Raw genomic sequence first — 24,469 nt, 5'->3', positions numbered from 1 at the left:
AAAATAGCAGCTCACTGCCGAAACTACCCGCAGTGCGCCGCCGTTGACCCGGTATTTAGCGCAAAGGCGATATTTTAGCCCATGCACCTAAATAGTTGAAAATAATAAAATTCGATCCCTTTATATGGGAATTCAACGGTAGTCCGGGAAAGGTCCGCCGCTCAGGCCTGCCGGCCGGTGGCGAAATCGTCGAGAACCTCGATCACGCGGTCGAATTCGAGCGATTTGTCGAAAAAATACTGCACGCCAAGCTGCTGGCAACGCTTGCGATACGTCGCCAGCGCGTAATTCGTGAGCACAATGGCCATCAGGTGAGGCAACAGGCCGGCGTCGTGCAGGTAGGACAGTACGTCCATGCCTGAGCCGCGCCGCAGTTGGATATCGACGATCACCGCGTCGTACGAATCCTCCTTAAGCGTGCGAACCGCGTCGTCGGCGGTTTCCGCAACCCCTGCCACCTCAAGCATCCCGGTCGAACCGAGTGCTTCTGACAGGCTCTCGCGAATGACCGCCGAGTCCTCGATCAACAGCACCTTAAGGGGAGAGCGGGACCCCGTCAGCGTTGTCGCTTTCCCGGTTGACATAACTGCCTCTCATCAACTGATCAGACCGTTCTTGAGCGCGTAGAGCGTCAGATCGGCATTGGTTTTCAAATGCATCTTTTCGAGCACGCGCGCGCGATACGTGCTCACGGTCTTCACTGACAAATGCAGTTCCTCCGCGATCTCGGTGGGCGTACGGCCCTGCGCGAGCTTGCAGAACACCTGAAACTCGCGCTCGGAGAGCTGCTCATGCATCGGCTCGTCGATCGGTTGATCGAGCTTCTGCGCGAGCAAATCGGCGGTGATCTCACTCACATAGCGATGGCCGCGCGCCACCGTGCGAATCGCCCGAATGATCTCTTCGGGCGCCGCATCCTTCATCAGATAGCCATTGGCACCGGCGCGCAGCAGATTCACTGCGTACTGCGCTTCCGGATACGTCGACAGGAACAGCACCCCCTGCTGCGGACGCAACTGCTTGATCACGCGCAGGGTGTCGATGCCGTTCTTGTCAGGCATGGCGATATCCAACAGCACGACATCGAACGCCGTATCGCGCACGGCACGAATCACTTCGTCGCCGCTCGCTGCCTCGCCCAACACTTCCATGTCCGACTCGTCCGCGATGAACTGCTTGAAGCCGGTGCGAACGATGGCGTGATCGTCGGCAATCAGGATTTTTATTGTCAGTGACATCTAAGCTCCAGAGACTGTCCCCATCGGTCCGGTCGCTACCCTTCGGCGCGTTGGCCATGACCCTCACTCCCGGTCGAGCAGGTCGCGCATATCGTCGGCGTGCTCTTCCTCGACAGCCAGAATTTCCTCGAGCATACGCCGCGTCGTGGTATCCCGGTCGCCCAAATAATGAATCATCTCGCGGTAACTCTCAATCGCGATGCGTTCCGCGACGAGATTTTCGCGAATCATCTCGCGCAGGTTCTTCCCGGCGACATATTCGGCATGGCTGCGCGCCGACAGGCTGTCCGGCGCGAAATCGGGCTCGCCGCCCAATTGCACGATACGCGTCGCAATGCGGTCCGCGTGGTCTTGTTCCTGAGCGGCGTGCTCGGCAAATTCGGCGGCAACCGGCTCGGCATGGATGCCGGTGGCCATGAAATGGTGGCGCTTGTAGCGCAGCACGCACACCAGTTCGGTGGCGAGCGCGTCGTTGAGCATATGCACGACAGCATCGCGATCGGCGCGATAGTCTTCCGTCACCGCACCATCGTCCAGATGCTCGCGGGCACGCTCACGCAGGGCACGGACATCGATTTCGAAGTCCTCGCCGGCGTGAGCGCTATGACCGTTGCCCTTGATGGCGGGCTTGCCTTGCGTCTTGGCGTGTTGCTTGGCGTGCTTGGCGGTATGCATGAGCGAATTCTCCTGCGAGTGTTTTGTGGGGAAGGGGCGTTCAGGCCCGGGAGCCGGTCGTCAAATCACTATCGGACGATCGGTCCCCCGGCACCGGCCGCACCCGGCTATCGTCGGACCACGCCAAACAGCAGCGTGACCAAAAAGATCACGAGGAAGATGAAGAACAGAATCTTGGCGATTTCGGCGGCGCCGGCGGCAATGCCGGTGAAGCCGAACACTGCGGCGATCAGCGCGATCACGAAAAACACGACGGCGTAGTGAAGCATCGCTAGCTCCTTGCAAAAATGACGGCCCAGACCAGCATTGACAGCGTTGGCAGCTTATTCGGGCCGCCTGGGCCCCCTCGACGGGCGGCCCGGGCGGCACCGGCTAGTCGACGATCTTCTTGGCGACGGTCAGACCGAGCAGCAGGAAGATCACGAACAACACCAGGAACAGCACGAAGAGGATCTTGGCGACCCCAGCCGCACCGGCGGCGATCCCTGTAAAGCCCAGCAGGCCCGCCACGATCGAGATCAGTGCGAACAACAAAGCCCACTTCAACATAGCGTTCTCCTTGTTTTACCCTTCACTTCCCTGAGGCTTGCGTGTGCTCCGCGGCGCTTGGCGTGCCCATGTATCCCGTCTTTCGGGTGGCGCACATGGCATGCAAAACGTTCGGCGCTGAATGTATGGTAGAAAAACAGCGCCGCCGAGAATGCCCGGGTGGCGCTGGTTTTTACGTAGGAATTGGCTGACATTTCGCGCTATCGGTTGATTTTCGACTTATGATCGAAGCGCCCCCTACCCTCCCTTGGCCCTTCAATGCCCCGTTTGTTCACGTCCTGGTTGCGTCGCCGAAGCTGGATCATTGCCATGATCGCCGCGATCGTGATCACGGTCGGGAGCCTGATCGGGCTGGAGTCGGCGCACCGGCGGCTGGCCTCGACGTACGAGGCTGCCCTGCAAGCGATGACCGCCGCCAACGAGCTCAACGAGATCATGGCGCGCACCTCCACGGTGGTGTCGAGCCAGCGCGGTTATCTGCTCACGAACAACCCGATTTATCTCGACCCGTACCTCTCGGCCGTACGTCGCATTCGCGATCTGGCCGCGCTCGTCATCCAGCATTACGAAGATGTGCACGACGCGCAGGCGGCGCGCGAATTCGCCGACGTGATGACGCTGTTCTCGCAGCGCATTACCGCGATGGAAACCGCACGCGCTGCCGTCAGGCAGGGCGAAATGAATCTCGAAGAGGCGCTCGCCCCGAACAATCTCGGCATCGGCACGATGGAACCCGTGCAGAACGCCATCACCGATCTGTACAACCGTGAACTCGCCCGCGCGCGCACCGCGCAGGACGACGGCCGCTTCGATCAGGCCATCTCCGCCATCAGCGCTGGCGCACTCTCGGTGCTGACGATTCTGCTGTTCATCCTGCTGTTCCGCACGCTTGGCCGGCAGATGCGTCAGGAGCAACTCGCCCGCGACCAATTGCATGAACAACAGGCGCACCTCGACCGCCTCGTGCGCGAGCGCACCGAACAGCTCGACGAACTGGCCACACACTTGCAGAACGTGAGCGAAGACGAGAAGACGCGGCTCTCGCGCGAGTTGCACGACGAGCTGGGCGCGATCCTCACCGCATGCAAGATGGATGTCACGTGGGCGCACCACAAACTGCGCAACACCGACACCGTCATCGCCGAAAAACTCGCGCGTGCGCAGCGCAATCTCGACTCGGGCATCCAGATCAAGCGCCGCATCATCGAGAATCTGCGCCCCACGGTGCTGATCAATTTCGGTCTCGTGACCGCCCTGCGCTCGCTCGCGGAAGAAGCCGCCGACCAACAGCACTGGCAGCTCGATCTCGATCTGCCGGAAGAAGATTTCGCCCTGCCGGAAGCCACGGCCATTGCGCTGTTCCGCGTGGCGCAGGAAGCGCTGACGAATGCGGGCAAATATGCCCGCGCGACGACGATTCGGGTCGCGCTCGCCTGCGACGATCAGCGCGTGCGCCTCGAAGTCATCGACAACGGTATCGGCCTCACGCCTGACCAGTTCAACAAGCCGAAGACGCATGGTCTGTTCGGCATGCGTCAACGCGTCTCGGCGCGCGGCGGGCGCATCGATATCCACTCGCTGCCGGAGCGAATCGGCACCGAGATTCAGGTGGTGATGCCGCTGTGCAACCCGGCCGATGCGCTCGACATGACCGACCCGGGCAATGTGATTTATGGCGCGGATAGCGCCAATCGCACTGACGCCCCCAATTCCCCCAGTTCCCCCAGTTCCACCGATTCCACCACCCCGGCATCCCCTGCCGTCCCCTCCGATCACACCGCGCGGGCCGATCAAGCCGACCGGCCCGACGGCACGCCGACCTCCCCCGTGGGAATGCGCTGACAGCGCTACCCGACTCCGCCTACAGCGCGACGATGGTCTCGCTGACAGCGCGAACGATTGGCACTCCCTACCATGGAATCAACCGCCGCCACACCGGGCGGCAACTGCGGCGACGGCGCAACAGCGCCATCGCATGAAGCAGTCAGTACCTCGGAGTACCCAATCCCAACCGGAAAGGAGTTGTTATGAACTCGGATCAGATCAAGGGCAAGTGGAATCAACTGAAGGGCGAAGCCAAGAAGCAGTGGGGCAAGGTGACCGATGACGATCTGCTCAAGATCGAAGGCAACCGCGACAAGTTCGTGGGCGTGATCCAGGAACGCTACGGCAAGGAAAAGGCCGAGGCGGAACGTGAAGTCGACACCTGGAACAAGGATCACAAGCTCTGGTAAGCACCACGGTAGCACCCACGGTCGCGTCCGTCGGGAGGCGGACGCACCGGCGGTGCCGAATGGCATCGAAGCGCCATAGAGCGCTTCCCCGGCACCCTTGTTAGCACCTTTGGCCACTATCGCCGCCGCTATCGCTATCTCTCAAGGAGAACTCAAATGAAACGACTGATCGCCATCGCTCTGCTCTCCGGCTTCGCGCTGGGTCTTGCTGGCTGCAACACCGTCCATGGTGCGGGTACGGACATCGAAAAGGGTGGCGAAGCCATCCAGGGTGCCGCCGACCGCAACAAGTAACGGCTAGCGAAGACAACGAAGCCCACGAAGACATCAACTATCTGCTCGTTCACTGGAGGACTTTGACATGCAACACCGACTCGCTCTGAACTGGCTGACCTGTGCCGTGCTGGCCGCAAGCGCCTTTGGCGCTGCCTCGGCCAGCGCCGCCGACGCCGCCACCAAAGACCGCTACGACGCCGCGCAGAAATCTGCCGAGGCCGACTACAAGGCATCGGTCGCGCGTTGCGAAGACCTGAAGGACAACGCCAAGAAGGTCTGTGTCGAGAACGCCAAGGGCAACGAGAAGGTTGCCAAGGCCAATGCCGAAGCCGACTACAAGAACACGCCGAAGGCGCGTTACGACGCGGCAGTGGCGAAGGCCGACGCCGACTACAGCGTCGCCAAGCTGCGCTGCGACGACAAGAAGGGCAACGAAAAGGATGTCTGCGCGAAGGATGCCGACGCCGCCAAGACCAAGGCCTACGGCGACGCGAAGGTGATGCGCACGAGCCGCGAGTCGTCCAAGGACACCGCGACGGCGCGTCAGGATGCTAACGCCGACGCGAACAAGGCCCAGTACAAGGCCGCCGTGGAACGTTGCGACAGCATGACGGGCAACAGCAAGGATGCCTGCGTGGCTGACGCCAAGGTGCGCTTCAATCAATAAAAAGACGTAGCAAAGACGTTGACGACAGCAGTACCCGAACCCGCGGCGGTGCCGCGCCCGGTTTAGCAGGGGAGGAGAGGTGTCTCGGCAGGCGCGCGGTGCCACCCGCGGTACCACCGTTATCCACAGGGACAGCACGCCCGGCAGGAAGAGACACCGACGGCAGGCGGATGTCGCGCAAGCGGCATCCGCCGCTGTTTTTGCACCACAGCGCGCAGGCGGCCATGTAAATGAATGTAACAAGTGCCGCGCCGCTGTCACCCGTTTCGCTCATCCACGACCACCGCTGTCGTCAACCGAAACGAGCGCAAACCGTTGATTCTGAATAGAATGGGTGCGTGATTCACACGTTTGGCGGCCGCTTTTCCACGCCCGAACGTTCCCCACCCCGTGCGAATGCGCATACTTTGCAACAATTGCGCAGCACCCGCGTTTCGGAACTTCAGTAAAGTTAAGCCAAGGAATCTGACAAACCCAAGGTGCCGGCGGGCACCCGGCGAGTCGGTCGGCATGGTGCCGTCCGGGCGCTGTTATCAGTACGCTGCCAAGTCCGCAGGAGAAATATCATGAAAGCCAAGTTTGCCGCCCTTGCCATCGCCGGAGTCGCGCTCGCCGCGGGTGCGATCGGAACTGCGCAGGCACACGTCTCGGTGGGCATCGGCATCGGTGTGCCGCTCGTCGTCCCGGGCCCGGTCTACGCACCGCCGCCCGTCTACGTGGCACCGCCCCCGCCCGTCTATGTTGCCCCTGCGCCCGCCTACTATGGCCCGCCGCCGGTTTATGTCGCCCCGGCGCCGGTGTACTACGGCCGCCCCTACTATGGGCGCCCCTACGGCTACGGCCGCGGCTACTGGCGTCATGGCCAATGGTACGGCTATTGATATCGGCCTGAATCGATCGACGAATGAGAGGACGACAGACGCCATACCTGATGCCCTCGTTCAATAAAAAACGCGCCACCGATGCTTTCGTCGGTGGCGCGTTTTTTCATGGACGCACGGCAACAAACGTTCGGTGACTGGTGGCTACGCCATCACACGATAAGCAATCCGGAAGCCGCCCCAGTGACGCCCGTTCACATAGATGGGGGCGGATGCATCCTTCATCACCACAAACTCGCCCCCGCCCATATCGCGCCGATACGTCTGCAACAGCAGGGGTTTCGTATTGCTCCCTGCGGCCGCGCCCGTGCGGTCGTTGAACAGTCGCCGGTTGCGGCAATGCGCTGCATTCCACACCGGATCATTGGTGGGCGATTGCGAGAACTTGCGGTTATGCGTCGGCAGATAGCCGTTCTCGTCGACGGCGGCGCAAAAGGCGATGCGCTCGCTCAGTGAGAGCAGCGGCTCTTGAATCGTCGGCAGCGTTTCGTCGGTAAAGCGTGTGAAGCGCGCCATCAACTGCTGTGGGTTCGACCCCGGAATCGGTTCGTAGCGACGATCGAACAACTCCTGCTCGCTGATCTTGCCCTTGGCGAGCGCCGCCTCGAAGGTCTCGCCCACTTGCTTCGCTGCACGACGTACGGCGCGAATGAACGGTGTGTCTTCCGTTTCCACATCCGCCTCGGCGATCAGGCCGATCAGGTGCTCCGATACCGAGAGCAGCCCGTTGATCCGCTCACGTGCGTTTTCGACGTGCTCGGCGGAGTGCGCGACCCCATCGGCCATTTCATCGACGTGCGCGGCGAGCGTGCTGCATTCGTTCTCGATGGCTTCGCTCGCCTGCACGATCTGCCCGGCCTGACGGTCGAACGTGTCGAGCGCGGTGCCGGCGGTCTCGATCACGCTGGCGATGGCCCGGGTGCCTTCGCGCGCTTCGTTCGCGCGGGCCACATTGGTGTTGCTCTCGCGCATCAGCCGCTGGGTGCGCTCGGCCAGTGCGGCGAGGGTTTGTTCGATTTGCTGGGTGGCTTCCGAGGTCTTGCTCGCCAGTTGTTTGACTTCGGTGGCCACGACCGCAAAGCTGCGCCCCGCGACACCAGCGCGCGCGGCTTCGATCGCGGCATTGAGGGCGAGAAGATTGGTCTGGCGCGCAATGACCGAGATGCCTTCGGCCACCTTACCGACGTGTTCGAGCGCGTCGCGCAGACCGGCAATTTCACCGGCCATGCCCGACACCCCTTCGACCAGCCCGTGAATGGACGCCAGCGAGGCGTCGGCGGTACCGCGCGACGCGGCAATTTCGGCGCTCGCCCGATCGGCGACGTCGCGGGCTTCGCGCGCGGCGGCCGCAATCTGCTGATTCCCTTCGCTGGTGTCGGCGGCGGCGCGCTGAAGCTCCTGAAACACTTCGGCCTGCCGTTTGATGCGCACGGCGATTTCGTCGACATTACCGGCGATATCGCACAGCTCGATGCCAAGGGTGCCGGCACTGTCGGCCACCTCGCTCATGATTGTGACGGTCTGCGCGGCTGCCCCGCGGCGCGTGAATAGCCCCATCGTCGTCTCCTCGCATCTCTGATCTGATTTTTATGGCGAAGGTGCGCGCCTGCCCGTCCGGCGTGTGCGCCCTGCGCTGATGTGTCGAAAAGTATAACGGGAGAAAAAATGGCCGACTTGAGGGTTTCCTCGCTTCGCACAAGCCCGTTCGCGACGCTGTCGCAGCCGGCTTGCGGGCCTGCCCCACATGCCCCCGTGCGCTTTCCGCACCTTATGGGGGCACCCTCTCATGCACGCCTTACGCGGGACTTACTGCGGGGGTTCAAAGTCCGTCAGGGATTGCCATAGCGCAAAGCGCGAGCTTCAGCGCGTCCCCCAACGCCACGGCGAGCGCCCCGGCATCGCGGCGGCGCAGCAACGCGACTTCGCACACGGCGTGCGGGTCGTCGAGCGCGACGCGGCAGACCCCAGCACCGGCCATCGCGGCCAGACTTTCCGGCACGATGGCCACGCCGAAGCCCGCCGCGACCAGATTCATTTGGGCGATCTTGCGCGAAGTCGCTGCCGCCGCGCGGGGAAAGAACCCGTGCTGCTGGCACAACTGCGCTACCCGGTAGCTCAGGCCGCCGCGCTCGCGATGAGGAATTGAGACAAAGGGCTCGTCGGCGAGCGCCGCCACACTGATAGACGCCTCATTGGCCAGCGGATGCCCGTCCGGCACCAACAACACCAGACGCTCGACGGCGATGCGCTCGCAAATCAGCGACGGCGCGGGGCGCAGCACCGGCAGGCGAACGAGCCCAAGATCGATGCGGCCGGCTTCAATTTCGTCCTGCTGCTGCTCGGACGACAACGTCGATATCTCAACACTGACCCCCGCGTTGGCAGACAAATGCGCGTGCAACGCGGCAGGCAGTTCGCCCGCAAACGGCACCGAGGTGGAATGCGCGAGGCGCACCGAACCCTGCTCACCGCGCGCCACGCTGCGTGTGAGCGCCACCGACCCTTCGAGTTCGGTGAGCACACGGCGCGCTTCGTCGACGAACGTGCGTCCGGCGGGCGTCAGCGTCACGCCCTTGGAAGAGCGCTCCAGCAGTACCGCCTGCAATTCGCGTTCGAGTTCCGAGATCTGACGGCTCAGCGCCGACTGCGCGACAAACAGCCGTTCAGCGGCCGCGCTGAAGCCGCCCGCATCCACCACTTCGAGGAAATACCGCAACTGCCGCAGCGACACCATGGTCATGCCGTTTCGAGATCGAATATCGCCACATTCTATATTGGCGCGGTGCAGCACCCCGGCCCTATGCTGACGGAAAGCGCAGGCCTTCGCGGCCCCTCCCCGATTACCCGCCCCCACCCTTATGCCGTTCCCTCAGTTCGACACCTTCATCGCGGCACTCCCCTCACTTCACGCCTGGCTGTTGATGAGCGCGGCGCTTGTCGTCGCCTACCTCATCTTCGGCATTGCAGGCTTCGGCACCGCGCTGGTCGCGAGCCCGGTGCTCGCTTACACCTTGCCCGTGGCGCAGATCGTGCCGATGCTCGCCCTGCTCGACTTCAGCGCCGCCTCGGGCAACGTGGTGCGCAATGCCCGCGCGGCCGACACGAGCGAATTGCGCCGTTTGCTACCCGCGATGCTTGCCGGCAGCCTCGCGGGTGCGGCGTTGCTGCTGCACCTTCGGCCTGAAACGCTGCTGCGCGCGCTCGCGTGGTTCGTGTGCGGCTATGCCGTGTTTGCGCTGATCGGCCCGCGCGCCAAATCGCGGCTCTCGCAGAAGTGGGCGATCCCGTTCGGCACCGTGGGCGGCGTGTTCAGCGCGATGTTCGGCAGCGGCGGCTTCATTTATGCGATCTACCTGACCAGCCGTCTCGAACGCGTGGAGTCGATGCGCGTCACGCAGGCCACGCTCATCGGCTTCAGCACGCTGGTGCGTGCCGTGTTGTTTCTGCTGGCGGGCGTCTATGCCGATCTGTCGATGCTGGTGACTACCGTCACGCTGGTGCCCGCGATGATGCTTGGCATGTGGCTGGGCAAACGCGTCACGCTGCATCTGTCGCGTGCGCAGTTCGTGAAAGTGGTGAATCTCGTGGTGCTCGCCGCGGGTGTGGCGCTATTGCTGCACAGCAAATAGCCGCTGCGCAACCGAACGGAATCTCACGCAAGACAACGCCTGCGCTGCCTCATCAAAGGTATGCTGACGGCCTCTGCTTCCCTGCGACCGATGTTGCCACCATGTCCCTGCCCGCACTGCTTGTCTTCGGCGAAGCCCTCACCGACCTGATTCGCCAGCCGCAGGGCGATGGCCGCCAGTGGGTGAGCCGTGCCGGTGGCGCTTGCTGGAACGTGGCACGCGTCACCGCCGCCATGGGGGTGCCAACGGGCTACGGCGGTGCCATCAGCACCCATGCGCCGTTCGGCACCGAACTGCTTGCCCTGTCTGAAGCCGCGGGTCTCGACGCCCGATTCCTGCAAGCCGTGGACCGACCGCCGTTGCTCGCCGTCGTGCATCGACACGATCCCCCGGCCTACTTCTTCCTTGGCGAAGGGGCCGCCGATCTGGCCTTCGACCCGCAGGCGCTGCCCGAGGGTTGGCAGGCAGCAGCCCGCGTCGCGCACTTCGGCTGTATCAGTCTCGTGCGCGAGCCGCTCGCCAGCACCCTGCTCGATTTGGCCGAACAACTGCATGCGCGCGGCGTGGCCATCAGCTTCGATCCGAATCTGCGCAACCTGATGGGGCCGGACTATCTGGCGACTTTCACCCGTATGGCACGCCTCGCCACTTGGCTAAAGTTGTCCGTCGAAGATTTGCGCGCGCTGTATCCCTCACAAGCTGACGCCGCCGCATTGACTGAAGTCCGACGTATCGCGCCACGAGCCACGTTATTGCTGACCGATGGCGAACACGGCATGCGCTTGCTCACCCCTGACGGCGTTGCACTCGCGCAACCGGCCTACCGAGTCGCAGTGGCTGACACAGTAGGCGCGGGCGACGCCACCATTGGCGGCTGGCTCGCCAGCCTTTCGCGTCAACCGGACGCGCCCCTTGCCACGCACCTGCGCCACGCCGCGGCAGCCGCCGCACTGGCCTGCACCCGCACCGGGGCGCACGCGCCGACTTGGGACGACGTTCAGGCGCTCGTCGCGGCGCAACCCGGCCTCACCTGAGACTCCCCGCGCCGATTATCGAAAAAATGGCTATGATGGCCACCAATCATCACCATTTCCGATGAATTCGATATGACGCCGGACCAATTGCTGACCTTCGCGACGGTGGCCGAACTGGGCAACATCAGCCATGCCGCCGAGGCATTGCACCTGTCGCAGCCGGCGGTCTCCGGGCAGTTGCGCTTATTGCAGGAATCGTTCGGCGAGCCGCTGTACCGCCGCGATGGGCGCGGCATACGGCTGACCGCTGTAGGCGAACAAGTCGCGGCGTATGCGAACAAGCTGCGGCAGGACTATCGGCAGGCGCTGGCGTTGCGCGACAGCCTTCGCGGGCTGGAAACAGGAGCCTTGCGCATCGGCGCGAGTACCACGCCTGCCAGCTATCTGTTGCCGTACGTCATCGCGGAATTCCATCAACGCTACCCCGCCGTCGCGCTGCATATCGTCGACGGCAACACGAGCGAAATCGTCGCGCAGCTCGACAGTCTGGATGTCGCTTTCATCGAAGGCGCCGTACCGCCCGGCCTGTCGCCGGAAATTGCCGTGCGTCCGTGGCGCGACGACGAAGTCGTGGCCATCGCGCGGTCCGATCACCCGCTCGCGCATCTACCGGGCGGTGCCTCGCTGCAAAGCATCGCCGAATATCCGCTGATCCTGCGCGAACCGGGCTCCGGCGTGCGGGCGCTGGTGGCCCGCGCCTTCTCGGTATCGGGACTGGAACCCCGTGTCGCACTGGAATTGGCCGGGGTGGAAAGTATCAAGGAAGCGGTGCGTGCCGGCATGGGGATCGGCTTCGTTTCCGCCATGTCGATGCGTCATGAAGATGGCGCGCTGACCTCGGTTCGCATCGATCCGCCGCATGGCCTCAAGCGCCTGCTCACGGCACTGGTGCCGCACGCGGACGCGCTCAGCCGTCCGACCGAGCGCTTTCTCGCGCAATGCTTTGCGGCAGACGCCGCCAGTCCGGCAGCCTCACGGTGAGGGGTGGCAGCGACCCCATCGTACGCTGCACGCCCCGCAGCCAGCTGACCGGACCGGCGCGTCGCCTGTCCCGTCCTCCAACGAGACTCACTTGAAATCCCACGCCATCTGCTCCGCCACCGAGGTGGCGGCCGACGAGCGCACACAAACATCGAGGTAATCGGTGACGGGCGGCGGCGGCGAGGTCCCTTCGCCCAGCAAACGATGGTTGTCAAACACGTAATCGAGCGAGGCAAACGCGCCGTAGCGACGCAGCGCCTTGGCCATCAAACGGCCGTTGCCATTGCCGAGCTGGCGCGAGAGCGCCGGTGTCAGCCGCTCGATCTCCGCGTCGCCGATATGCCGGAAGCGCTCGCCCAGCGGCGCCACACCGCGCGCTCGGGCAAGGGCCGCTTCAATCTCGCGAAACGTGCGCGTCGACGACTGCCCTGCCGACACGTGATACAGGTCGTGGCGCAAGCGCGGCAGAAATGCCAGATCGATCAGCGCATCGGCGCAGAAATCGACCGGCACCACGTCGAGCCGGTCATCGAGACCGCACGTGAACGCACCCAGCAACTGCACCATGCGGAACATCCAGAAGATGCTGCCCGACGGCTCGCAGCCGAGTTTGGTATGACCCACGACAATCGACGGGCGCGCAACCACCAGCGGCAGCCCGGGCCATTCGCGCCGCAACCGCGCCTCCGCTTCGGCCTTCGACGCCGTGTACGGCACCAGTTGATGATCGGCGCGCGCCAGATCGTGCGACTCCTTGACCACGCCTGACATCGCATCGCCGCAGGCCATGGCCGTGCCCACATACACGAAGCGCTCCAGCACCGGCGAAGCGGCCACGGCGCGCGCGAGCGCCAGCGTGCCCGCGACATTCACGGTATCGAGTTGCGGGTGTGCCGAAAACGAGGCAATAGCCCCCGCGTGGATCACGTGGGTCACGCGGCGCATGCGATGGTCGTCGTCGAACGAGATCGGTTGCGCGAGATCGCCGCACACGATGTTCGCTTCGGTGAGCGAGAGCCGGTGCACCGGGGCGACGCGAAACCGGTCCATCGCGGCGCGCACACGCGCAAGGCCGTCGGAGCTGGTGCGCGCACGCACCAGCAGTAACAACGACGGACCGAAGCCGTCTTTGAGAAGTTGGGCGACGACGGCGCCGCCCACAAAACCGGTACTGCCGGTGACGAGAATTCGCATGGCTATTGCCTCGCAAGGCTAGAAAACAGGACCGCCGCACATCACACGAGTACAGACGCTCAGAACGTGTAATCGAGCGTGGTGGCGACCTGATAGTTGGTCTTGTTGAACACGATGGGACTCTTCGATGCGTTACCGGTGTAGCGAATCAGGCCGCCGGCAACCGTAGTGCTCCAGTGCTTGTTGAATTTGTGCGTCCAGTTCGCCGTCAGGCTCACGCCGTACAGGCCACCGCCGACGGCATACTGCCGATAGCCGGAATTCAGGCTCTGATTGGCCGTCACACCGAAATACGTCTGCGCATACTTGCCGCTGGCAAAGTGCGCCGTTGCGCTCACGCCGACCGAATCTTCGGCCGTCTTGAACAGCACGCTGTCCACCGCAAAGCGATAGACATTGCCGCGATCGCGGTTGGAGAGCGGAATATCGGTCGCGACGCTCACGACGGCCAGATCGCCGATGGCGTAGCCGGCTTGCAACGTGGTGAACACCGAGCCCTTGATGTCGCCCATGCCGCGCAATTTGTCCGAGCCGGAATCGAGCCCCTTCTTCTGGTCCTTTCGACCGCCGTCGTACGACAGCGCAGCCGACACGAAGAAGCCGGCCGGCAGCGACAGCCGGTAGCCGATGCCGCTCAGCCCGACGAACACGCCATACGGGGTTTGCAGCGCCAGATTCAACGCGGGCGTCACGCGGTACTCATTACTGCCCATGTAGCGCGGCGAATAACCGACACCGCCACCCACCGTGAACTCGTAACCGCTTTCCGGCGCCTGCGTGGGCAGGCTCGCGTCGGGCTGGATGCCGCTGTAGCGGCCCGGGTCGACGGCGAACGCCTGCGGGGCGACACCAGCGAACACGACACCAGCGGCGCTCAGTGCAGCAACGCGGGGAAACAAGCGGAGATAGCGCGGATAGCGGAGATGGCGGATTTTCATTGGATTCCTACAAATTATTGGAAGATTGCAGCCGGTGAACGTGATGACGCGAGAGGAATCAAGACGAACGGACTGCAAGGTGAACGCATGGTAGGCGCGAACCGGCGGCGTGACTGTTATTCGATTTAGGAGAGTTGTGAACAAATGTTTTCAATTGTTCGCAGGTTTGAAACGCCCGCCGGGCGGGGCTCCCGGGCAGTAGAATGCGCTTCACGGGAGTGCCGCCCAACACTGCGGCACAGCACAACAGGAAAGGAATACGGCCATGTACCGTGTCTTGCTCGTCGAGGACGATGCGCGGCTTGCCGCACTCGTCACCGAATATCTGCACGCTTATCGATTTGAAGTGACGGTGGTGGCCAACGGCGCACGGGCGCTGGAGCGCTTTCGCGCCTTCTCTCCCGACGTCGTCATCCTTGACCTGATGTTGCCCGGCATGGACGGCATGGAGGTCTGCCGGCAGCTTCGCGCCGTCAGCGCCACGCCCATCCTCATCCTGACGGCACGCGAAGACACCTACGATCAGGTCGCCGGGCTCGAAGTCGGGGCCGACGATTACGTCGTCAAGCCGGTCGAGCCACGGCTGCTGCTGGCACGCTTGCGGGCGCTATTGCGCCGCGCCACGCCGCTTGCGGAGATCGAGGAGCCCACCGAAGACGGTCTCGCGTTTGGCCAGTTGCGCATCGTGCCGCGCGACCGCATGGTGTTCTGGCGCGGCCTGCCGGTCGAATTGAAGTCGAACGAATTCAGCCTGCTGCTGATTCTGGCGAAGGGTGCCGGGCGCGTGGTGACCCGCGACGAGATCCTGCAACAGCTGCGCGGCATCGAATTCGACGGCATCGACCGCACGGTGGACGTGGGCATTTACCGGCTGCGCAAACGCTTCGAAGATACCGATGGCGAACCGCAGCGCATCAAGACCGTCTGGGGCCGGGGCTACCTTTTCAGCCCGTCGGCCTGGGAGAGTTGATTCATGTTTCGCATTCTTTTGAAGCTGTACGGGTTGGTCGCGCTCGCCGTTGTTGTGGCAATCTTGCTGATCAACAACACGTTCGGCTTTTTCTTCTACGACATCCTGAACCGTTCGGCGCAGAAGCAACTGGGCGCCTATGTCTGGCTCATCAACCAGTCGCTCGAGAAACTGCCGGAATCCGAGTGGCCGGCGTTTATTGCGAAGTTTGAATCCCACGGCAACGACAAGATCGAGATCAAGCCGCTCAAAGGCCTGCCGCTGCCGTTCGAATATGCCCGCAAGGATCTCGAAGCCGGGCTCGTCGTCGCCAACGGCATCGACGGCGATCATTACGCGGTACGTCTGCGCAACTCCGACTGGGTGCTCACCTCGGCGACCGGCACCGACCTGAATCTGCGCCAGATCAACTACCTCGCGTACACCGTAGTGGCATTGCTGATCCTGCTCGCCGTCCTCACATGGTCGCGCTGGTACTGGACCGACGTGCAGTCGCTCAACCGTGCAGCTTTGCGTTTCGGCGAAGGCGATTTCAGTTCACGCGCACGCGTCTCGCGCTTCTCGAATCTGGCCGCCCTCGTGCGCGTGTTCAACACGATGGCCGATCGCATCGAGCGCTCGATCACCACGCAGAAAGACATGATCAATGCTGTGTCGCATGAACTGCGCACGCCGATCGCGCGGCTCGACTTCGGGCTGGAAATTCTGCAACAGCGCCGCCACGACGCCGATGCCGACGATCGTATCGTCGCGCTCAAAGGCGACATTCGCGAGCTTGACGAGTTGGTGACCGAGTTGCTCTCGCTGGCCCGCCTCGATCAGATCACCGCGCCACCCACGCGTCATAGCGTGTCGTTGCGGCTGATGTTCGACAGCCTCGCCGCCAATTGCACCGAAGTGCTCGCGTCACGCTCGATTGCGCTCGATATCGCAGCAGAACCCGGTGCCGATTGCGTCGAAGTCGAACCCAAGCTACTCGCCCGCGCCGTCCAGAACCTGCTCAACAACGCTATGCGCCACACCTCCCGGCGCATCGTGTGCGGCGCGAAAGTGTGCGAGGACGGCGGCGTGTTGATCTACGTCGACGACGACGGCGAAGGGGTGCCCGCAGAGGACCGCGCACGCATTTTCGAACCGTTCCACCGCCTCGACAGCAGCCGCAATCGCGCCACCGGCGGCTTCGGACTCGGGCTGGCCATCGTGCGGCGTATCGCGCTGCTGCACGGCGGCAAAGTCGGCGTGGAGACTTCGCCGCTGGGCGGCGCCCGCTTCACCATCACCCTGCCCGGCCCGAACACGATCTGAGCAGCGAGCATTGCAGGACCTCTTTCGGATGACGATCGATTGTCATGTTGGCGACATGTTGGCCGCTTAACCTGACGGCTCAATTGAATCCCAAAGAGGACTCCTGTAATGAAACCCAACCTCCGCATTGCGGCGGCCGGGTGCTGCCTGGCTTTCGCCAGCAGCCTGCCCACGCCCGCCTTGGCCCAGTCAAACGTTCAGCTCTACGGGCTGATCGACTCGGGTGTCGAATTCCTTACCAACGCCGACAAGAACAGCGCCGGCAACACCGTCAGCCTCTCCCGCGTCACTTCGGGCAACCTCGCCGGTTCGCGCTGGGGCCTCAAAGGCTCCGAAGACCTCGGTGGCGGCAACAAGGCATTTTTCCTGCTCGAAAACGGCTTCAATCTCGGCAACGGCACGTCCCTTCAGGGCGGTCGCGAGTTTGGCCGGCTGGCTTATGTCGGCTTGTCGAACAGCGCCTTCGGCGCGGTCTCGATCGGCCGTCAGGGCGGCGTGTTCCTTGACTGGGTGAGCAAGTTCAACCCGCTCAACAACGCCGTGTACGCCATCAAGATGCAGGACACCGCGTTCTCCGATCGTCTGGACAACAGCCTGCGCTACACGGGCAAGTTCGGCGCCTTCGAAGCGATGGCGCAGTACTCCAAGGGCTATGACGACGTGAGCTTCGGCGCGTCCAGCACCACGCCGGGCGACAACCGCCGTGCGCAAGTGGTCGACGCCGGTCTGCGTTACGCCAACGGCCCGCTGTCGTTCGTGATCGCCTACGACCAGAAGAACGGCGGCTCGGTGCTCCCGAACGCTGCGCTGACCTCGAAGGTCGGTGGCTATGAAGGCAACGTCGATCGCCGCATCGCCGCCGCCGTGCAGTACTCGCTGCAAAGCGTCGACCTGTATGTGGGCTACCGCTACCTGAACGCCAAGGCGATCCACCTCTCGGCCCTGAACAAGAGCCCGGTGGAAGCATCGAGCTACTACTGGCTGGGCACCACGTGGCACGCCACGCCGGCGCTCGACCTGTCGGCCACGGCCATGTACCAGAACTTCTACGGCACGAATCGTGACCCGTTGTCGTTCCAGGTCAGCGCCGACTACAGCTTCTCGAAGCGTACCGACGTCTACGTCAACATGGGCTACGTCGTGAACCGTAACGGCTCCGACCTCGGTCTGAACGGTTTCGGCACCAACGTGGTGGCCGGCAAGAACCAGTTCGGTACGATGGCCGGCGTCAAGCACGTGTTCTGATGAAGCGCGACACACGCCTGTCGCACGGCGAGGTGTCGCCGGCAAGCATGGCAAGCAGCGGGGTTCATCTCTCGCTGCGCGCGCTGCACCAGACGTTTGGTGCAGCGCGCGTGCTTGACGGCATCGATCTCGATGTCCCGGCCGGCACCACGACCGCCTTGCTCGGCCCGTCCGGCTGCGGCAAAAGCACGCTGCTCAAACTGCTCGCGGGACTGCTCGCGCCTACCGGCGGCGAAATCCGCTTTGACGACACTGTTGTCGCCAGCGACACCGTTTGCCATTCGCCCGAATTGCGCTCGCTCGGCATGGTCTTTCAGGACTATGCGCTGTGGCCGCACATGACCGTGGCGGCCAACGTGGCGTTCCCGCTCGAAATGCGCGGTGTGAAACGCGCCGAGCGCGCGCAGCGCGTGGAAGAAGCGCTGACGCTGGTCGGCCTCGGCGGCTACGGCACACGCCGGCCGCAAGCGCTTTCCGGCGGCCAGCAACAGCGTGTCGCACTGGCGCGCGCCATCGTCTCGGCCCCTCGCCTGCTGCTCTTCGACGAACCGCTATCCAACCTCGATCGCGATCTCCGCACGCGCCTGTGCACCGACATCGGTGCCCTGCTCTCGCGTCTGGGCACCACGGCTGTGTACGTGACCCACGACCGCGAAGAAGCCGAAGCGCTGGCCGATCAGATTGTGATCCTCGCCCACGGGCGCGTTGACAAACGTATTACGAGGTAGCCCATAATGCTCCACCGCAAAATTATCGCGACACTCACCATGGCCTTTGCTGCAAGTGTCGGCGCACAACACGCCCATGCGCTGACCGTCTACACCGCCGGCCCCGGCAACCTGAGCAAGAAGCTTGCGACGGGTTTCGAGAAGAAGACCGGCATCAAAGTCGATGTATTTCAGGCCACCACCGGCAAGGTGATGGCACGTATCGAAGCCGAACAGGCCAACCCGCGTGCCGACGTCCTCATCTCCGCCTCGTGGGACACCGCACAAGATCTCGAAAAGCGCGGCTGGCTCGCCCCGTTCCAGAGCGCCAACGCCGCCCGCGTGCCGGCTCCGTTCAAGACGACGCATTACGTCGCACAGGGCCTCTCGGCGCTCGGTATCGTGTGGAATGCAAAGTCGGGCACGCCCGAGCCGCACGACTGGCGCGATCTGACCAAGCCCGCGTATCGCAATCTCGTGACCATGCCTGACCCGGCCCTCTCGGGCGCGTCGGCCGACTTGTTGCTGGGTCTGCAAGCACGTCTGGGCGGCGAAGCGTGGAAGCTCTTCGACGATCTGAAGCAAAACGGCATGGTGGTGTCGGGCCCGAATGCGCAGGCGTTGAACCCGGTGCTGCAAGGCGCGAAGGCGGCCGTGTTCGGTGCGGTCGATTACGTGGCTTACGCAGCAGCCGCAGGTGGCGAAGCCGTGAAGGTGATCTTCCCGACGAGCGGCACGGTGATCGCCCCGCGTCCGATGATGATTCTGAACACGTCGAAGCTGCAAAGCGAAGCGCGTCAGTTCATCGACTACGTGCTCTCCGACGAGGGTCAGCAACTGGTGGCCGAAGCGTGGCTGATTCCGGCACGTGAAGACATTGCCATCAAGCGCGCCTCGTTCAAGGATCTGCGTTTGCTGCCGCAAGGCGACGCACAGTCGTCGAGCGCTTCGCGCGCGGAAGTGCTGGCCCGTTTCGCAAAACTCAACGGCCAACACTGACCCCACGTGAAATCGTTCCGACTTCTCCCGACGGCGACGGTCGCAGCCCTCGCCGTCGTGGTGGCATTACCGGTCGCGTTCGTGCTGTTGCAGGCCATCTTCCCGCATCTCGCACAGGGCTCGTTCGACGCGCCCTTCTCCGCCGTCTGGCCGACCCTCGCGCATGACAGCACGTTGCCGCTCATCGGCAACACGTTGCAGCTCGGGGTGTCGGTGGCGCTGGGCACAGCCCTTGTGGGCGGCGCGCTCGGCGCGGTGCGCGGGTTGTTCCATGTGCCGTATGCGCGGGTGTGGGATCTGTGTTTCCTGCTGCCGTTTCTGGTGCCGCCGTATCTCGCGGCGCTGGGCTGGATGCTCTTGCTGCAAACCGGCGGTTACGCGCAGCAGCTCACCGGGCTCGATGCCGGACGCTTCCTCTTCTCGCTGCCGGGCCTCGTCTTCGTGATGACGCTCAACATCTTCCCGGTCGTGTACTTCGCCGTGTCACGCTCGCTGGCCACCACGGGCTCGCGGCTGGCCGACGTGGCACTCGTGCATGGCGCGTCGGCATGGCGTGCGTTTGCGCGCGTGACGCTGCCGCTGGCACTGCCGGCGTTTGCCGCCAGTCTGTTGCTCGCGTTCACGATGGCCATCGAAGAGTTCGGTGCCCCTGCCGCTTTGGGGGCACGCGCCGGGTTTTCGGTGCTGGTCACGTCCATCGAAGGCCGCTTTGCCGACTGGCCCATCGACCTGCCGGGCGCATCGATCCTGTCGGTCGTGCTGGCGACGCTGGCCTTGCTGGCGTTCGTGTTCCAGCACCGGTTGTCGGCAGGCAAGGACTTCGAGACGCAAACCGGCAAGCCGATCGCTTCACCGCCGCGTGCGTTGGGTCGCTGGCAACTGCCGGTCATCGTGGGGTTCGGTTTTGTAGCGCTGCTGGCCACGGTCGCGCCGCTGTTCTCGATTCTCGCGACCGCCTTCTCGGGCACGCTCTCGGGCGGCCTGTCGATGGCGAACCTGACGACGGCACACTTCGCCGCACTGCTGGGTCAAGGGGCAGAAGGGGTCGAAGCGTTGCTGACCAGCTTGTCGCTGGCGCTGGGCACATCGCTCGTCACCGGCGTGCTGGGCTTCCTGTGTGCGTGGTGTGTGGTGAAGTCGACCATGCGCGGCCGCGTGCTGATCGATGGCTTGTCGCTGTTGCCGCACGCGCTGCCGGGCATCGTCGTAGGTGTGGGCTTGATCCTCGCGTGGAACCTGCCGTTCTGGCCGGTCACGCCGTACAACACGTGGGGAATTCTGCTGCTCTCGTACAGCTGCCTGTTGCTGCCGTATCCGGTGCGTTACACGAGCGCCGCGTTGCGTCAGACGGCGGCCTCGCTGGAAGCGGCTGCCCGCGTGCACGGGGCACCTGCCGGTGTGGCCCTGCGCCGCATCACGCTGCCGTTGGTGATGCCCGCGCTCGCGGCGTCGCTGATGATCGTGTTTGCGATTGCGTCGCGCGAGCTGGTCACGTCGTTGCTGCTTGCACCGAGCGGCGTGCAGACGGTGTCGATCTTCGTGTGGCGACAGTTCGAGCAAGGCTCGATCGGTCAGGGTATGGCGATGGGCGTGGTCTCGATGGCGGTGAGCGGCACGTTGCTCATGCTGGCGTCGCGCCTGACCGGCAAACCGGCCAACGCCTGACGTTTATCACCTTGATGTCTTGATGCACGAGGGCGCAGCCATCCGGCTGCGCCCTCGCTTCCTTCCTTTCTGGCGCGTCAGGCCGCTACCGCTTCACGCGGCACGTCGACCTCGTCATCCACCGAGCTGAGCATCAGGTGCTCGAACGCGCCCAGCGATGCTTTCGCGCCCTCGCCTACCGCAATGACGATCTGCTTGAACGGCACCGTCGTCACATCGCCCGCTGCGAACACGCCCGGAATCGACGTGGCACCCTTCGCATCGACTTCGATCTCGCCGTGACGCGACAAGGCCAGCGTGCCTTTGAGCCATTCGGTATTTGGCACCAGACCGATCTGCACGAACACGCCTTCCAATGCCACCGTCGACGTTTCGCCCGAAGCACGATCGCGATACACCAGACCGTTCACCTTCTGGCCGTCGCCGACGATTTCGGTCGTTTGCGCATTCATCAGCACGCGCACATTCGGCAGGCTGCGCAGCTTGCGCTGAAGCACTTCGTCAGCGCGCAGTTGCGTGCCGTATTCGATCAGCGTGACTTCCTTGACCACACCGGCCAGATCGATCGCCGCTTCGACGCCCGAGTTGCCGCCGCCCACCACGGCCACGCGCTTGCCCTTGAACAACGGGCCGTCGCAGTGCGGGCAGTACGCCACGCCGCGATTGCGGTAGTCGCGCTCGCCCGGCACGCCGATTTCGCGCCAGCGCGCGCCGGTGGCCAGCACGATCGAGCGTGCCTTGAGCACTGCGCCGCTGGCGAGACGCACTTCGTGAATCTTGCCCGGCACCAGCGCGTCGGCGCGTTGCGTATCGATCACGTCGACGTCATACGCCTTCACGTGCTGTTCGAGCGCGGCGGCGAACTTCGGGCCTTCCGTGTGCGTGACCGAGATGAAATTCTCGATCGCCATCGTGTCGAGCACCTGACCGCCGAAGCGCTCGGCCACGACGCCCGTCGTGATGCCTTTGCGCGCCGCGTAGATCGCAGCGGCCGCACCGGCCGGGCCGCCGCCGACGATCAGCATGTCGTAGACCGGCTTGTTTTCAAGCGCTTTCGCTGCCCGTGCGCTCGCACCGGTATCGAGCTTGGCGAGCAGTTCCTTCACGCTGGTACGGCCTTGCGTGAACGACTCGCCGTTGAGATACACCGTCGGCACGGCCATCACCTGACGGGCTTCGACTTCGCCTTGGAACAGCGCGCCGTCGATGGTCACCTGCTGAATACGCGGGTTGATGAGCGCCATGACGTTCAGCGCCTGCACGACTTCCGGGCAGTTCTGGCACGACAGCGAGATATAGGTTTCGAAACGGAAATCGCCGTCGAGCGCGCGAATCTGTTCGATGGTGTCGTCGTCGAGCTTGACCGGGTGGCCGCCCACTTGCAGCAGCGCCAGTACCAGCGACGTGAATTCGTGCCCCATCGGCAAACCGGCAAAACGGATACGCGGTGCCTCGCCCGGTGCACCGATGGCGAACGACGGACGGCGCTCGCCGGCGTCATCGCGTGCCACGACGGTAATGCGCGGCGAGAGCGGTGCGATCTCTTCGACCAGCGCCTTCATCTCGGCTGCCTTGGGGCTGTCGTCGAGCCACAGCGCGATCTCGATCGGGCGCGTGACTTTCTGGAGGTACGTTTGCAACTGGGCTTTGAGGTTCGCGTCCAACATGGCGTGTCATCCGTCTCGATAGGGTGAACAGGGGCAACCGCATCAGCTCGAGGCTGGCGATGGCGACGTCGTTATTCGGGGGAGGTGCCGGCACACCCGGTTCAGGGGGGACAGGTGCGCCGGCGGGGCGCCGCGCTGTGACGAGCGCGGCGTTTGCTGCGGTAAAACTTAGATCTTGCCGATCAGGTCGAGCGACGGGCTCAACGTTTCAGCGCCCGGCGTCCACTTGGCGGGGCAGACTTCGCCCGGGTGAGCGGCCACGTACTGGGCAGCCTGCACCTTGCGCAGCAGTTCGCTGGCGTCGCGGCCGATGCCGTTGTCGTGGATTTCGCACAGCTTGATCTCGCCTTCCGGGTTGATCACGAACGTGCCGCGCAGGGCCAGACCTTCTTCTTCGATCAGCACGTCGAAGTTGCGCGAGATCGCGAGCGTCGGGTCGCCGATCATCGGGTACTGGATCTTCTGGATCGTGTCCGACGTGTCGTGCCAGGCCTTGTGCGTGAAGTGGGTATCGGTCGACACACTGTAGATCTCGACGCCCAGCTTCTTGAATTCTTCGTAATGGTCAGCCAGATCACCCAGCTCGGTCGGGCACACGAAGGTGAAGTCGGCCGGGTAGAACACCACAACCGACCACTTGCCCTTCAGGGTGTCTTCGGTCACGGTGGTGAAATCGCCATTGTGGTAAGCGGTGGCTTTGAACGGCTTGATCTGGGTGTTGATGATCGGCATGTCGTTGTCTCTCTGACTGGGTGGAAAGTGTTGCCAGTATGCCGAATGCTATCGATCAATAGAAATTGATTATTGAAATCTATGAAATAGGCGGAGGCTATCGCGCTCGATAGCCTCCGCCCGTGTGCCTCGAAAAATCAGCCTTTCGGCGATCAGTCCTTCGGATAGCGCACGGCGCGCACCTTGCCGCTCATGCCACCGCCACAGAAGAAGCGATCGGTCCCGTTGTATTCCAGACCGCTGACGCCGATGCCGTCCGGCATTACCACGCGCGCCAGCACTTCGCCGCTGACCGGGTCGACGTGGCGCAGTTCACTCTCGTCGTTTTCCCACGTGCCGTGCCAGAGCTCGTCATTCGCCCACGTGATGCCGGTGACGAAGCGGTCCGACTCGATGGTGCGCAGTACGCGTCCGGTCGCCGGGTCGAGTTGCAGGATCTTGCGGTCGCGGTACTGGCCGACCCACAGATGGCCCTCCGCCCATGTCAGGCCCGAGCTGCTTCCGCTATCGGGTGCAGGAATCGTGTGCACGACCTTGCCCGTCGTGGGGTCGATCTTGTCGATGCGCGATTCGGCGATTTGGTAGAGGTGTTTGCCGTCGAACGCGGTACCGGCGTCGCCCGGCAAATCGAGCGTGCGGCGGACTTCGCCGTTCGCCGGGTCGAAAGCGACCAGATGGGGGCCGGTCGATGCCCAGACGGACTGGCCGTCGTAGGTCACGCCGTTGATGCGGTCGGCGCCGTTGAAGGGGCCGTATTCACAGAGGATATCGGCCGCGCTCACGGTAGTGGCGGCGGTCCGGGCGCGTTGTTGGGGTTGGCTCGTCATGGTGGACTCCAGTTGTCAGTTCGTCGATGCGTCGGTGCATCAGTTCGTCGGATCAC

The 24,469-nt window shown here is 63.7% G+C and carries 26 protein-coding genes; 14 read left to right on the top strand and 12 right to left on the bottom strand.

The features are described from left to right. Nucleotides 1-161 precede the first annotated feature (161 nt). The 5 genes from CDV44_RS07025 to CDV44_RS07005 form a co-directional block, all read right to left on the bottom strand. Nucleotides 162-584 carry a response regulator gene (locus CDV44_RS07025; protein ID WP_087687361.1) on the bottom strand — a complete coding sequence of 141 codons (423 nt, stop codon included), beginning with the start codon at nt 582-584 and terminating at the stop codon, nt 162-164. Nucleotides 585-596: 12 nt separating this feature from the next. Next, a complete protein-coding gene (locus CDV44_RS07020; protein ID WP_058375582.1) occupies nt 597-1,238 on the bottom strand; it encodes a response regulator transcription factor in 642 nt (213 codons plus the stop codon). Between the two features lie 63 nt (nt 1,239-1,301). After that, nucleotides 1,302-1,913, bottom strand: a complete 612-nt coding sequence (locus tag CDV44_RS07015; protein ID WP_087687360.1) for a bacterioferritin — start codon at nt 1,911-1,913, stop codon at nt 1,302-1,304. 107 nt (nt 1,914-2,020) lie between these two features. Beyond that, nucleotides 2,021-2,182: a DUF1328 domain-containing protein gene (locus CDV44_RS07010; protein ID WP_039374862.1), complete on the bottom strand. Its 162-nt coding sequence runs from the start codon at nt 2,180-2,182 to the stop codon at nt 2,021-2,023. 103 nt (nt 2,183-2,285) lie between these two features. Then, nucleotides 2,286-2,462, bottom strand: coding sequence for a DUF1328 family protein (locus CDV44_RS07005; RefSeq protein ID WP_064674981.1), 177 nt, complete (start codon nt 2,460-2,462; stop codon nt 2,286-2,288). A 309-nt stretch (nt 2,463-2,771) separates the two neighbouring features. Here CDV44_RS07005 and CDV44_RS07000 point away from each other — a divergent pair, with 309 nt between their 5' ends. From CDV44_RS07000 to CDV44_RS06980, 5 genes are all read left to right on the top strand, one after another. Next, the gene (locus CDV44_RS07000) at nt 2,772-4,304 is read left to right on the top strand and encodes a CHASE3 domain-containing protein (RefSeq protein ID WP_170935880.1); all 1,533 of its coding nucleotides are present in this window, start codon (nt 2,772-2,774) and stop codon (nt 4,302-4,304) included. Between the two features lie 185 nt (nt 4,305-4,489). Beyond that, nucleotides 4,490-4,696: a CsbD family protein gene (locus tag CDV44_RS06995; RefSeq protein ID WP_058375584.1), complete on the top strand. Its 207-nt coding sequence runs from the start codon at nt 4,490-4,492 to the stop codon at nt 4,694-4,696. Nucleotides 4,697-4,852: 156 nt separating this feature from the next. Further along, the gene (locus CDV44_RS06990) at nt 4,853-4,990 is read left to right on the top strand and encodes an entericidin A/B family lipoprotein (protein WP_084656361.1); all 138 of its coding nucleotides are present in this window, start codon (nt 4,853-4,855) and stop codon (nt 4,988-4,990) included. 67 nt (nt 4,991-5,057) lie between these two features. Then, entirely contained in the window at nt 5,058-5,639 is a 582-nt protein-coding gene (locus tag CDV44_RS06985; RefSeq protein WP_058375585.1) for a hypothetical protein, read from the top strand. 566 nt (nt 5,640-6,205) lie between these two features. After that, on the top strand, nt 6,206-6,520 hold the full coding sequence (locus CDV44_RS06980) for a hypothetical protein (protein WP_058375586.1): 315 nt from the start codon (nt 6,206-6,208) through the stop codon (nt 6,518-6,520). A 144-nt stretch (nt 6,521-6,664) separates the two neighbouring features. Here the strand turns inward: CDV44_RS06980 and CDV44_RS06975 are convergent, their stop codons facing one another. Together CDV44_RS06975 and CDV44_RS06970 are read right to left on the bottom strand one after the other, a co-directional pair. Beyond that, entirely contained in the window at nt 6,665-8,077 is a 1,413-nt protein-coding gene (locus CDV44_RS06975) for a methyl-accepting chemotaxis protein (RefSeq protein WP_087687358.1), read from the bottom strand. A gap of 262 nt (nt 8,078-8,339) precedes the next feature. Then, nucleotides 8,340-9,260, bottom strand: coding sequence for a LysR substrate-binding domain-containing protein (locus CDV44_RS06970; RefSeq protein ID WP_249277433.1), 921 nt, complete (start codon nt 9,258-9,260; stop codon nt 8,340-8,342). A gap of 118 nt (nt 9,261-9,378) precedes the next feature. Here CDV44_RS06970 and CDV44_RS06965 point away from each other — a divergent pair, with 118 nt between their 5' ends. The 3 genes from CDV44_RS06965 (at nt 9,379) to CDV44_RS06955 (ending at nt 12,164) form a co-directional block, all read left to right on the top strand. Continuing rightward, the gene (locus tag CDV44_RS06965; RefSeq protein ID WP_087687357.1) at nt 9,379-10,149 is read left to right on the top strand and encodes a sulfite exporter TauE/SafE family protein; all 771 of its coding nucleotides are present in this window, start codon (nt 9,379-9,381) and stop codon (nt 10,147-10,149) included. Between the two features lie 101 nt (nt 10,150-10,250). Further along, the gene (locus tag CDV44_RS06960) at nt 10,251-11,183 is read left to right on the top strand and encodes a carbohydrate kinase (RefSeq protein WP_087687356.1); all 933 of its coding nucleotides are present in this window, start codon (nt 10,251-10,253) and stop codon (nt 11,181-11,183) included. Nucleotides 11,184-11,255: 72 nt separating this feature from the next. Continuing rightward, a complete protein-coding gene (locus CDV44_RS06955; protein ID WP_087687355.1) occupies nt 11,256-12,164 on the top strand; it encodes a LysR family transcriptional regulator in 909 nt (302 codons plus the stop codon). A gap of 87 nt (nt 12,165-12,251) precedes the next feature. Here CDV44_RS06955 and CDV44_RS06950 read toward each other — a convergent pair whose 3' ends face one another. Further along, nucleotides 12,252-13,358 (bottom strand): SDR family oxidoreductase, encoded by a 1,107-nt coding sequence (locus CDV44_RS06950; RefSeq protein WP_087687354.1) that lies wholly within the window; start codon nt 13,356-13,358, stop codon nt 12,252-12,254. 59 nt (nt 13,359-13,417) lie between these two features. Next, a complete protein-coding gene (locus tag CDV44_RS06945) occupies nt 13,418-14,296 on the bottom strand; it encodes a MipA/OmpV family protein (RefSeq protein WP_087687353.1) in 879 nt (292 codons plus the stop codon). Between the two features lie 265 nt (nt 14,297-14,561). Between CDV44_RS06945 and CDV44_RS06940 the strand changes: the two genes are divergently transcribed. The 6 genes from CDV44_RS06940 (at nt 14,562) to CDV44_RS06915 (ending at nt 21,187) form a co-directional block, all read left to right on the top strand. Next, on the top strand, nt 14,562-15,266 hold the full coding sequence (locus CDV44_RS06940) for a response regulator transcription factor (RefSeq protein ID WP_058375593.1): 705 nt from the start codon (nt 14,562-14,564) through the stop codon (nt 15,264-15,266). A gap of 3 nt (nt 15,267-15,269) precedes the next feature. Continuing rightward, nucleotides 15,270-16,571, top strand: a complete 1,302-nt coding sequence (locus tag CDV44_RS06935) for an ATP-binding protein (protein ID WP_087687352.1) — start codon at nt 15,270-15,272, stop codon at nt 16,569-16,571. A 108-nt stretch (nt 16,572-16,679) separates the two neighbouring features. Beyond that, the gene (locus CDV44_RS06930; RefSeq protein ID WP_087687351.1) at nt 16,680-17,816 is read left to right on the top strand and encodes a porin; all 1,137 of its coding nucleotides are present in this window, start codon (nt 16,680-16,682) and stop codon (nt 17,814-17,816) included. Next, on the top strand, nt 17,816-18,544 hold the full coding sequence (locus CDV44_RS06925) for an ABC transporter ATP-binding protein (RefSeq protein ID WP_249277432.1): 729 nt from the start codon (nt 17,816-17,818) through the stop codon (nt 18,542-18,544). The genes CDV44_RS06930 and CDV44_RS06925 overlap by 1 nt, the downstream gene beginning before the upstream one ends. Before the next feature lie 39 nt (nt 18,545-18,583). Then, nucleotides 18,584-19,522: an ABC transporter substrate-binding protein gene (locus tag CDV44_RS06920; RefSeq protein ID WP_237171978.1), complete on the top strand. Its 939-nt coding sequence runs from the start codon at nt 18,584-18,586 to the stop codon at nt 19,520-19,522. Nucleotides 19,523-19,528: 6 nt separating this feature from the next. Further along, nucleotides 19,529-21,187: an iron ABC transporter permease gene (locus CDV44_RS06915; protein WP_087687350.1), complete on the top strand. Its 1,659-nt coding sequence runs from the start codon at nt 19,529-19,531 to the stop codon at nt 21,185-21,187. A gap of 77 nt (nt 21,188-21,264) precedes the next feature. Here the strand turns inward: CDV44_RS06915 and ahpF are convergent, their stop codons facing one another. From ahpF to CDV44_RS06900, 3 genes are all read right to left on the bottom strand, one after another. Then, a complete protein-coding gene (gene ahpF / locus CDV44_RS06910) occupies nt 21,265-22,854 on the bottom strand; it encodes an alkyl hydroperoxide reductase subunit F (RefSeq protein ID WP_087687349.1) in 1,590 nt (529 codons plus the stop codon). A 168-nt stretch (nt 22,855-23,022) separates the two neighbouring features. Further along, entirely contained in the window at nt 23,023-23,586 is a 564-nt protein-coding gene (gene ahpC, locus CDV44_RS06905; RefSeq protein ID WP_058375599.1) for an alkyl hydroperoxide reductase subunit C, read from the bottom strand. 152 nt (nt 23,587-23,738) lie between these two features. After that, entirely contained in the window at nt 23,739-24,413 is a 675-nt protein-coding gene (locus CDV44_RS06900; RefSeq protein WP_087687348.1) for a PQQ-binding-like beta-propeller repeat protein, read from the bottom strand. Between the last annotated feature and the right edge of the window lie 56 nt (nt 24,414-24,469).

It is taken from the genome of Pandoraea sp. PE-S2R-1, assembly GCF_002179865.1.
Classification (GTDB): Bacteria; Pseudomonadota; Gammaproteobacteria; order Burkholderiales; family Burkholderiaceae; genus Pandoraea.
Note: the sequence above shows the minus strand (reverse complement) of the source record. Positions and strands in the feature narration are given on the sequence as shown.

What these genes read in the sequence shown, in the direction of transcription:
- CDV44_RS07025 (WP_087687361.1), bottom strand. Translation starts at nt 584, where the DNA reads ATGTCAACCGGGAAAGCGACAACGCTGACGGGGTCCCGCTCTCCCCTT.
- CDV44_RS07020 (WP_058375582.1), bottom strand. Translation starts at nt 1,238, where the DNA reads ATGTCACTGACAATAAAAATCCTGATTGCCGACGATCACGCCATCGTT.
- CDV44_RS07015 (WP_087687360.1), bottom strand. Translation starts at nt 1,913, where the DNA reads ATGCATACCGCCAAGCACGCCAAGCAACACGCCAAGACGCAAGGCAAG.
- CDV44_RS07010 (WP_039374862.1), bottom strand. Translation starts at nt 2,182, where the DNA reads ATGCTTCACTACGCCGTCGTGTTTTTCGTGATCGCGCTGATCGCCGCA.
- CDV44_RS07005 (WP_064674981.1), bottom strand. Translation starts at nt 2,462, where the DNA reads ATGTTGAAGTGGGCTTTGTTGTTCGCACTGATCTCGATCGTGGCGGGC.
- CDV44_RS07000 (WP_170935880.1), top strand. Translation starts at nt 2,772, where the DNA reads ATGATCGCCGCGATCGTGATCACGGTCGGGAGCCTGATCGGGCTGGAG.
- CDV44_RS06995 (WP_058375584.1), top strand. Translation starts at nt 4,490, where the DNA reads ATGAACTCGGATCAGATCAAGGGCAAGTGGAATCAACTGAAGGGCGAA.
- CDV44_RS06990 (WP_084656361.1), top strand. Translation starts at nt 4,853, where the DNA reads ATGAAACGACTGATCGCCATCGCTCTGCTCTCCGGCTTCGCGCTGGGT.
- CDV44_RS06985 (WP_058375585.1), top strand. Translation starts at nt 5,058, where the DNA reads ATGCAACACCGACTCGCTCTGAACTGGCTGACCTGTGCCGTGCTGGCC.
- CDV44_RS06980 (WP_058375586.1), top strand. Translation starts at nt 6,206, where the DNA reads ATGAAAGCCAAGTTTGCCGCCCTTGCCATCGCCGGAGTCGCGCTCGCC.
- CDV44_RS06975 (WP_087687358.1), bottom strand. Translation starts at nt 8,077, where the DNA reads ATGGGGCTATTCACGCGCCGCGGGGCAGCCGCGCAGACCGTCACAATC.
- CDV44_RS06970 (WP_249277433.1), bottom strand. Translation starts at nt 9,260, where the DNA reads ATGACCATGGTGTCGCTGCGGCAGTTGCGGTATTTCCTCGAAGTGGTG.
- CDV44_RS06965 (WP_087687357.1), top strand. Translation starts at nt 9,379, where the DNA reads ATGCCGTTCCCTCAGTTCGACACCTTCATCGCGGCACTCCCCTCACTT.
- CDV44_RS06960 (WP_087687356.1), top strand. Translation starts at nt 10,251, where the DNA reads ATGTCCCTGCCCGCACTGCTTGTCTTCGGCGAAGCCCTCACCGACCTG.
- CDV44_RS06955 (WP_087687355.1), top strand. Translation starts at nt 11,256, where the DNA reads ATGACGCCGGACCAATTGCTGACCTTCGCGACGGTGGCCGAACTGGGC.
- CDV44_RS06950 (WP_087687354.1), bottom strand. Translation starts at nt 13,358, where the DNA reads ATGCGAATTCTCGTCACCGGCAGTACCGGTTTTGTGGGCGGCGCCGTC.
- CDV44_RS06945 (WP_087687353.1), bottom strand. Translation starts at nt 14,296, where the DNA reads ATGAAAATCCGCCATCTCCGCTATCCGCGCTATCTCCGCTTGTTTCCC.
- CDV44_RS06940 (WP_058375593.1), top strand. Translation starts at nt 14,562, where the DNA reads ATGTACCGTGTCTTGCTCGTCGAGGACGATGCGCGGCTTGCCGCACTC.
- CDV44_RS06935 (WP_087687352.1), top strand. Translation starts at nt 15,270, where the DNA reads ATGTTTCGCATTCTTTTGAAGCTGTACGGGTTGGTCGCGCTCGCCGTT.
- CDV44_RS06930 (WP_087687351.1), top strand. Translation starts at nt 16,680, where the DNA reads ATGAAACCCAACCTCCGCATTGCGGCGGCCGGGTGCTGCCTGGCTTTC.
- CDV44_RS06925 (WP_249277432.1), top strand. Translation starts at nt 17,816, where the DNA reads ATGAAGCGCGACACACGCCTGTCGCACGGCGAGGTGTCGCCGGCAAGC.
- CDV44_RS06920 (WP_237171978.1), top strand. Translation starts at nt 18,584, where the DNA reads ATGGCCTTTGCTGCAAGTGTCGGCGCACAACACGCCCATGCGCTGACC.
- ahpF (WP_087687349.1), bottom strand. Translation starts at nt 22,854, where the DNA reads ATGTTGGACGCGAACCTCAAAGCCCAGTTGCAAACGTACCTCCAGAAA.
- ahpC (WP_058375599.1), bottom strand. Translation starts at nt 23,586, where the DNA reads ATGCCGATCATCAACACCCAGATCAAGCCGTTCAAAGCCACCGCTTAC.
- CDV44_RS06900 (WP_087687348.1), bottom strand. Translation starts at nt 24,413, where the DNA reads ATGACGAGCCAACCCCAACAACGCGCCCGGACCGCCGCCACTACCGTG.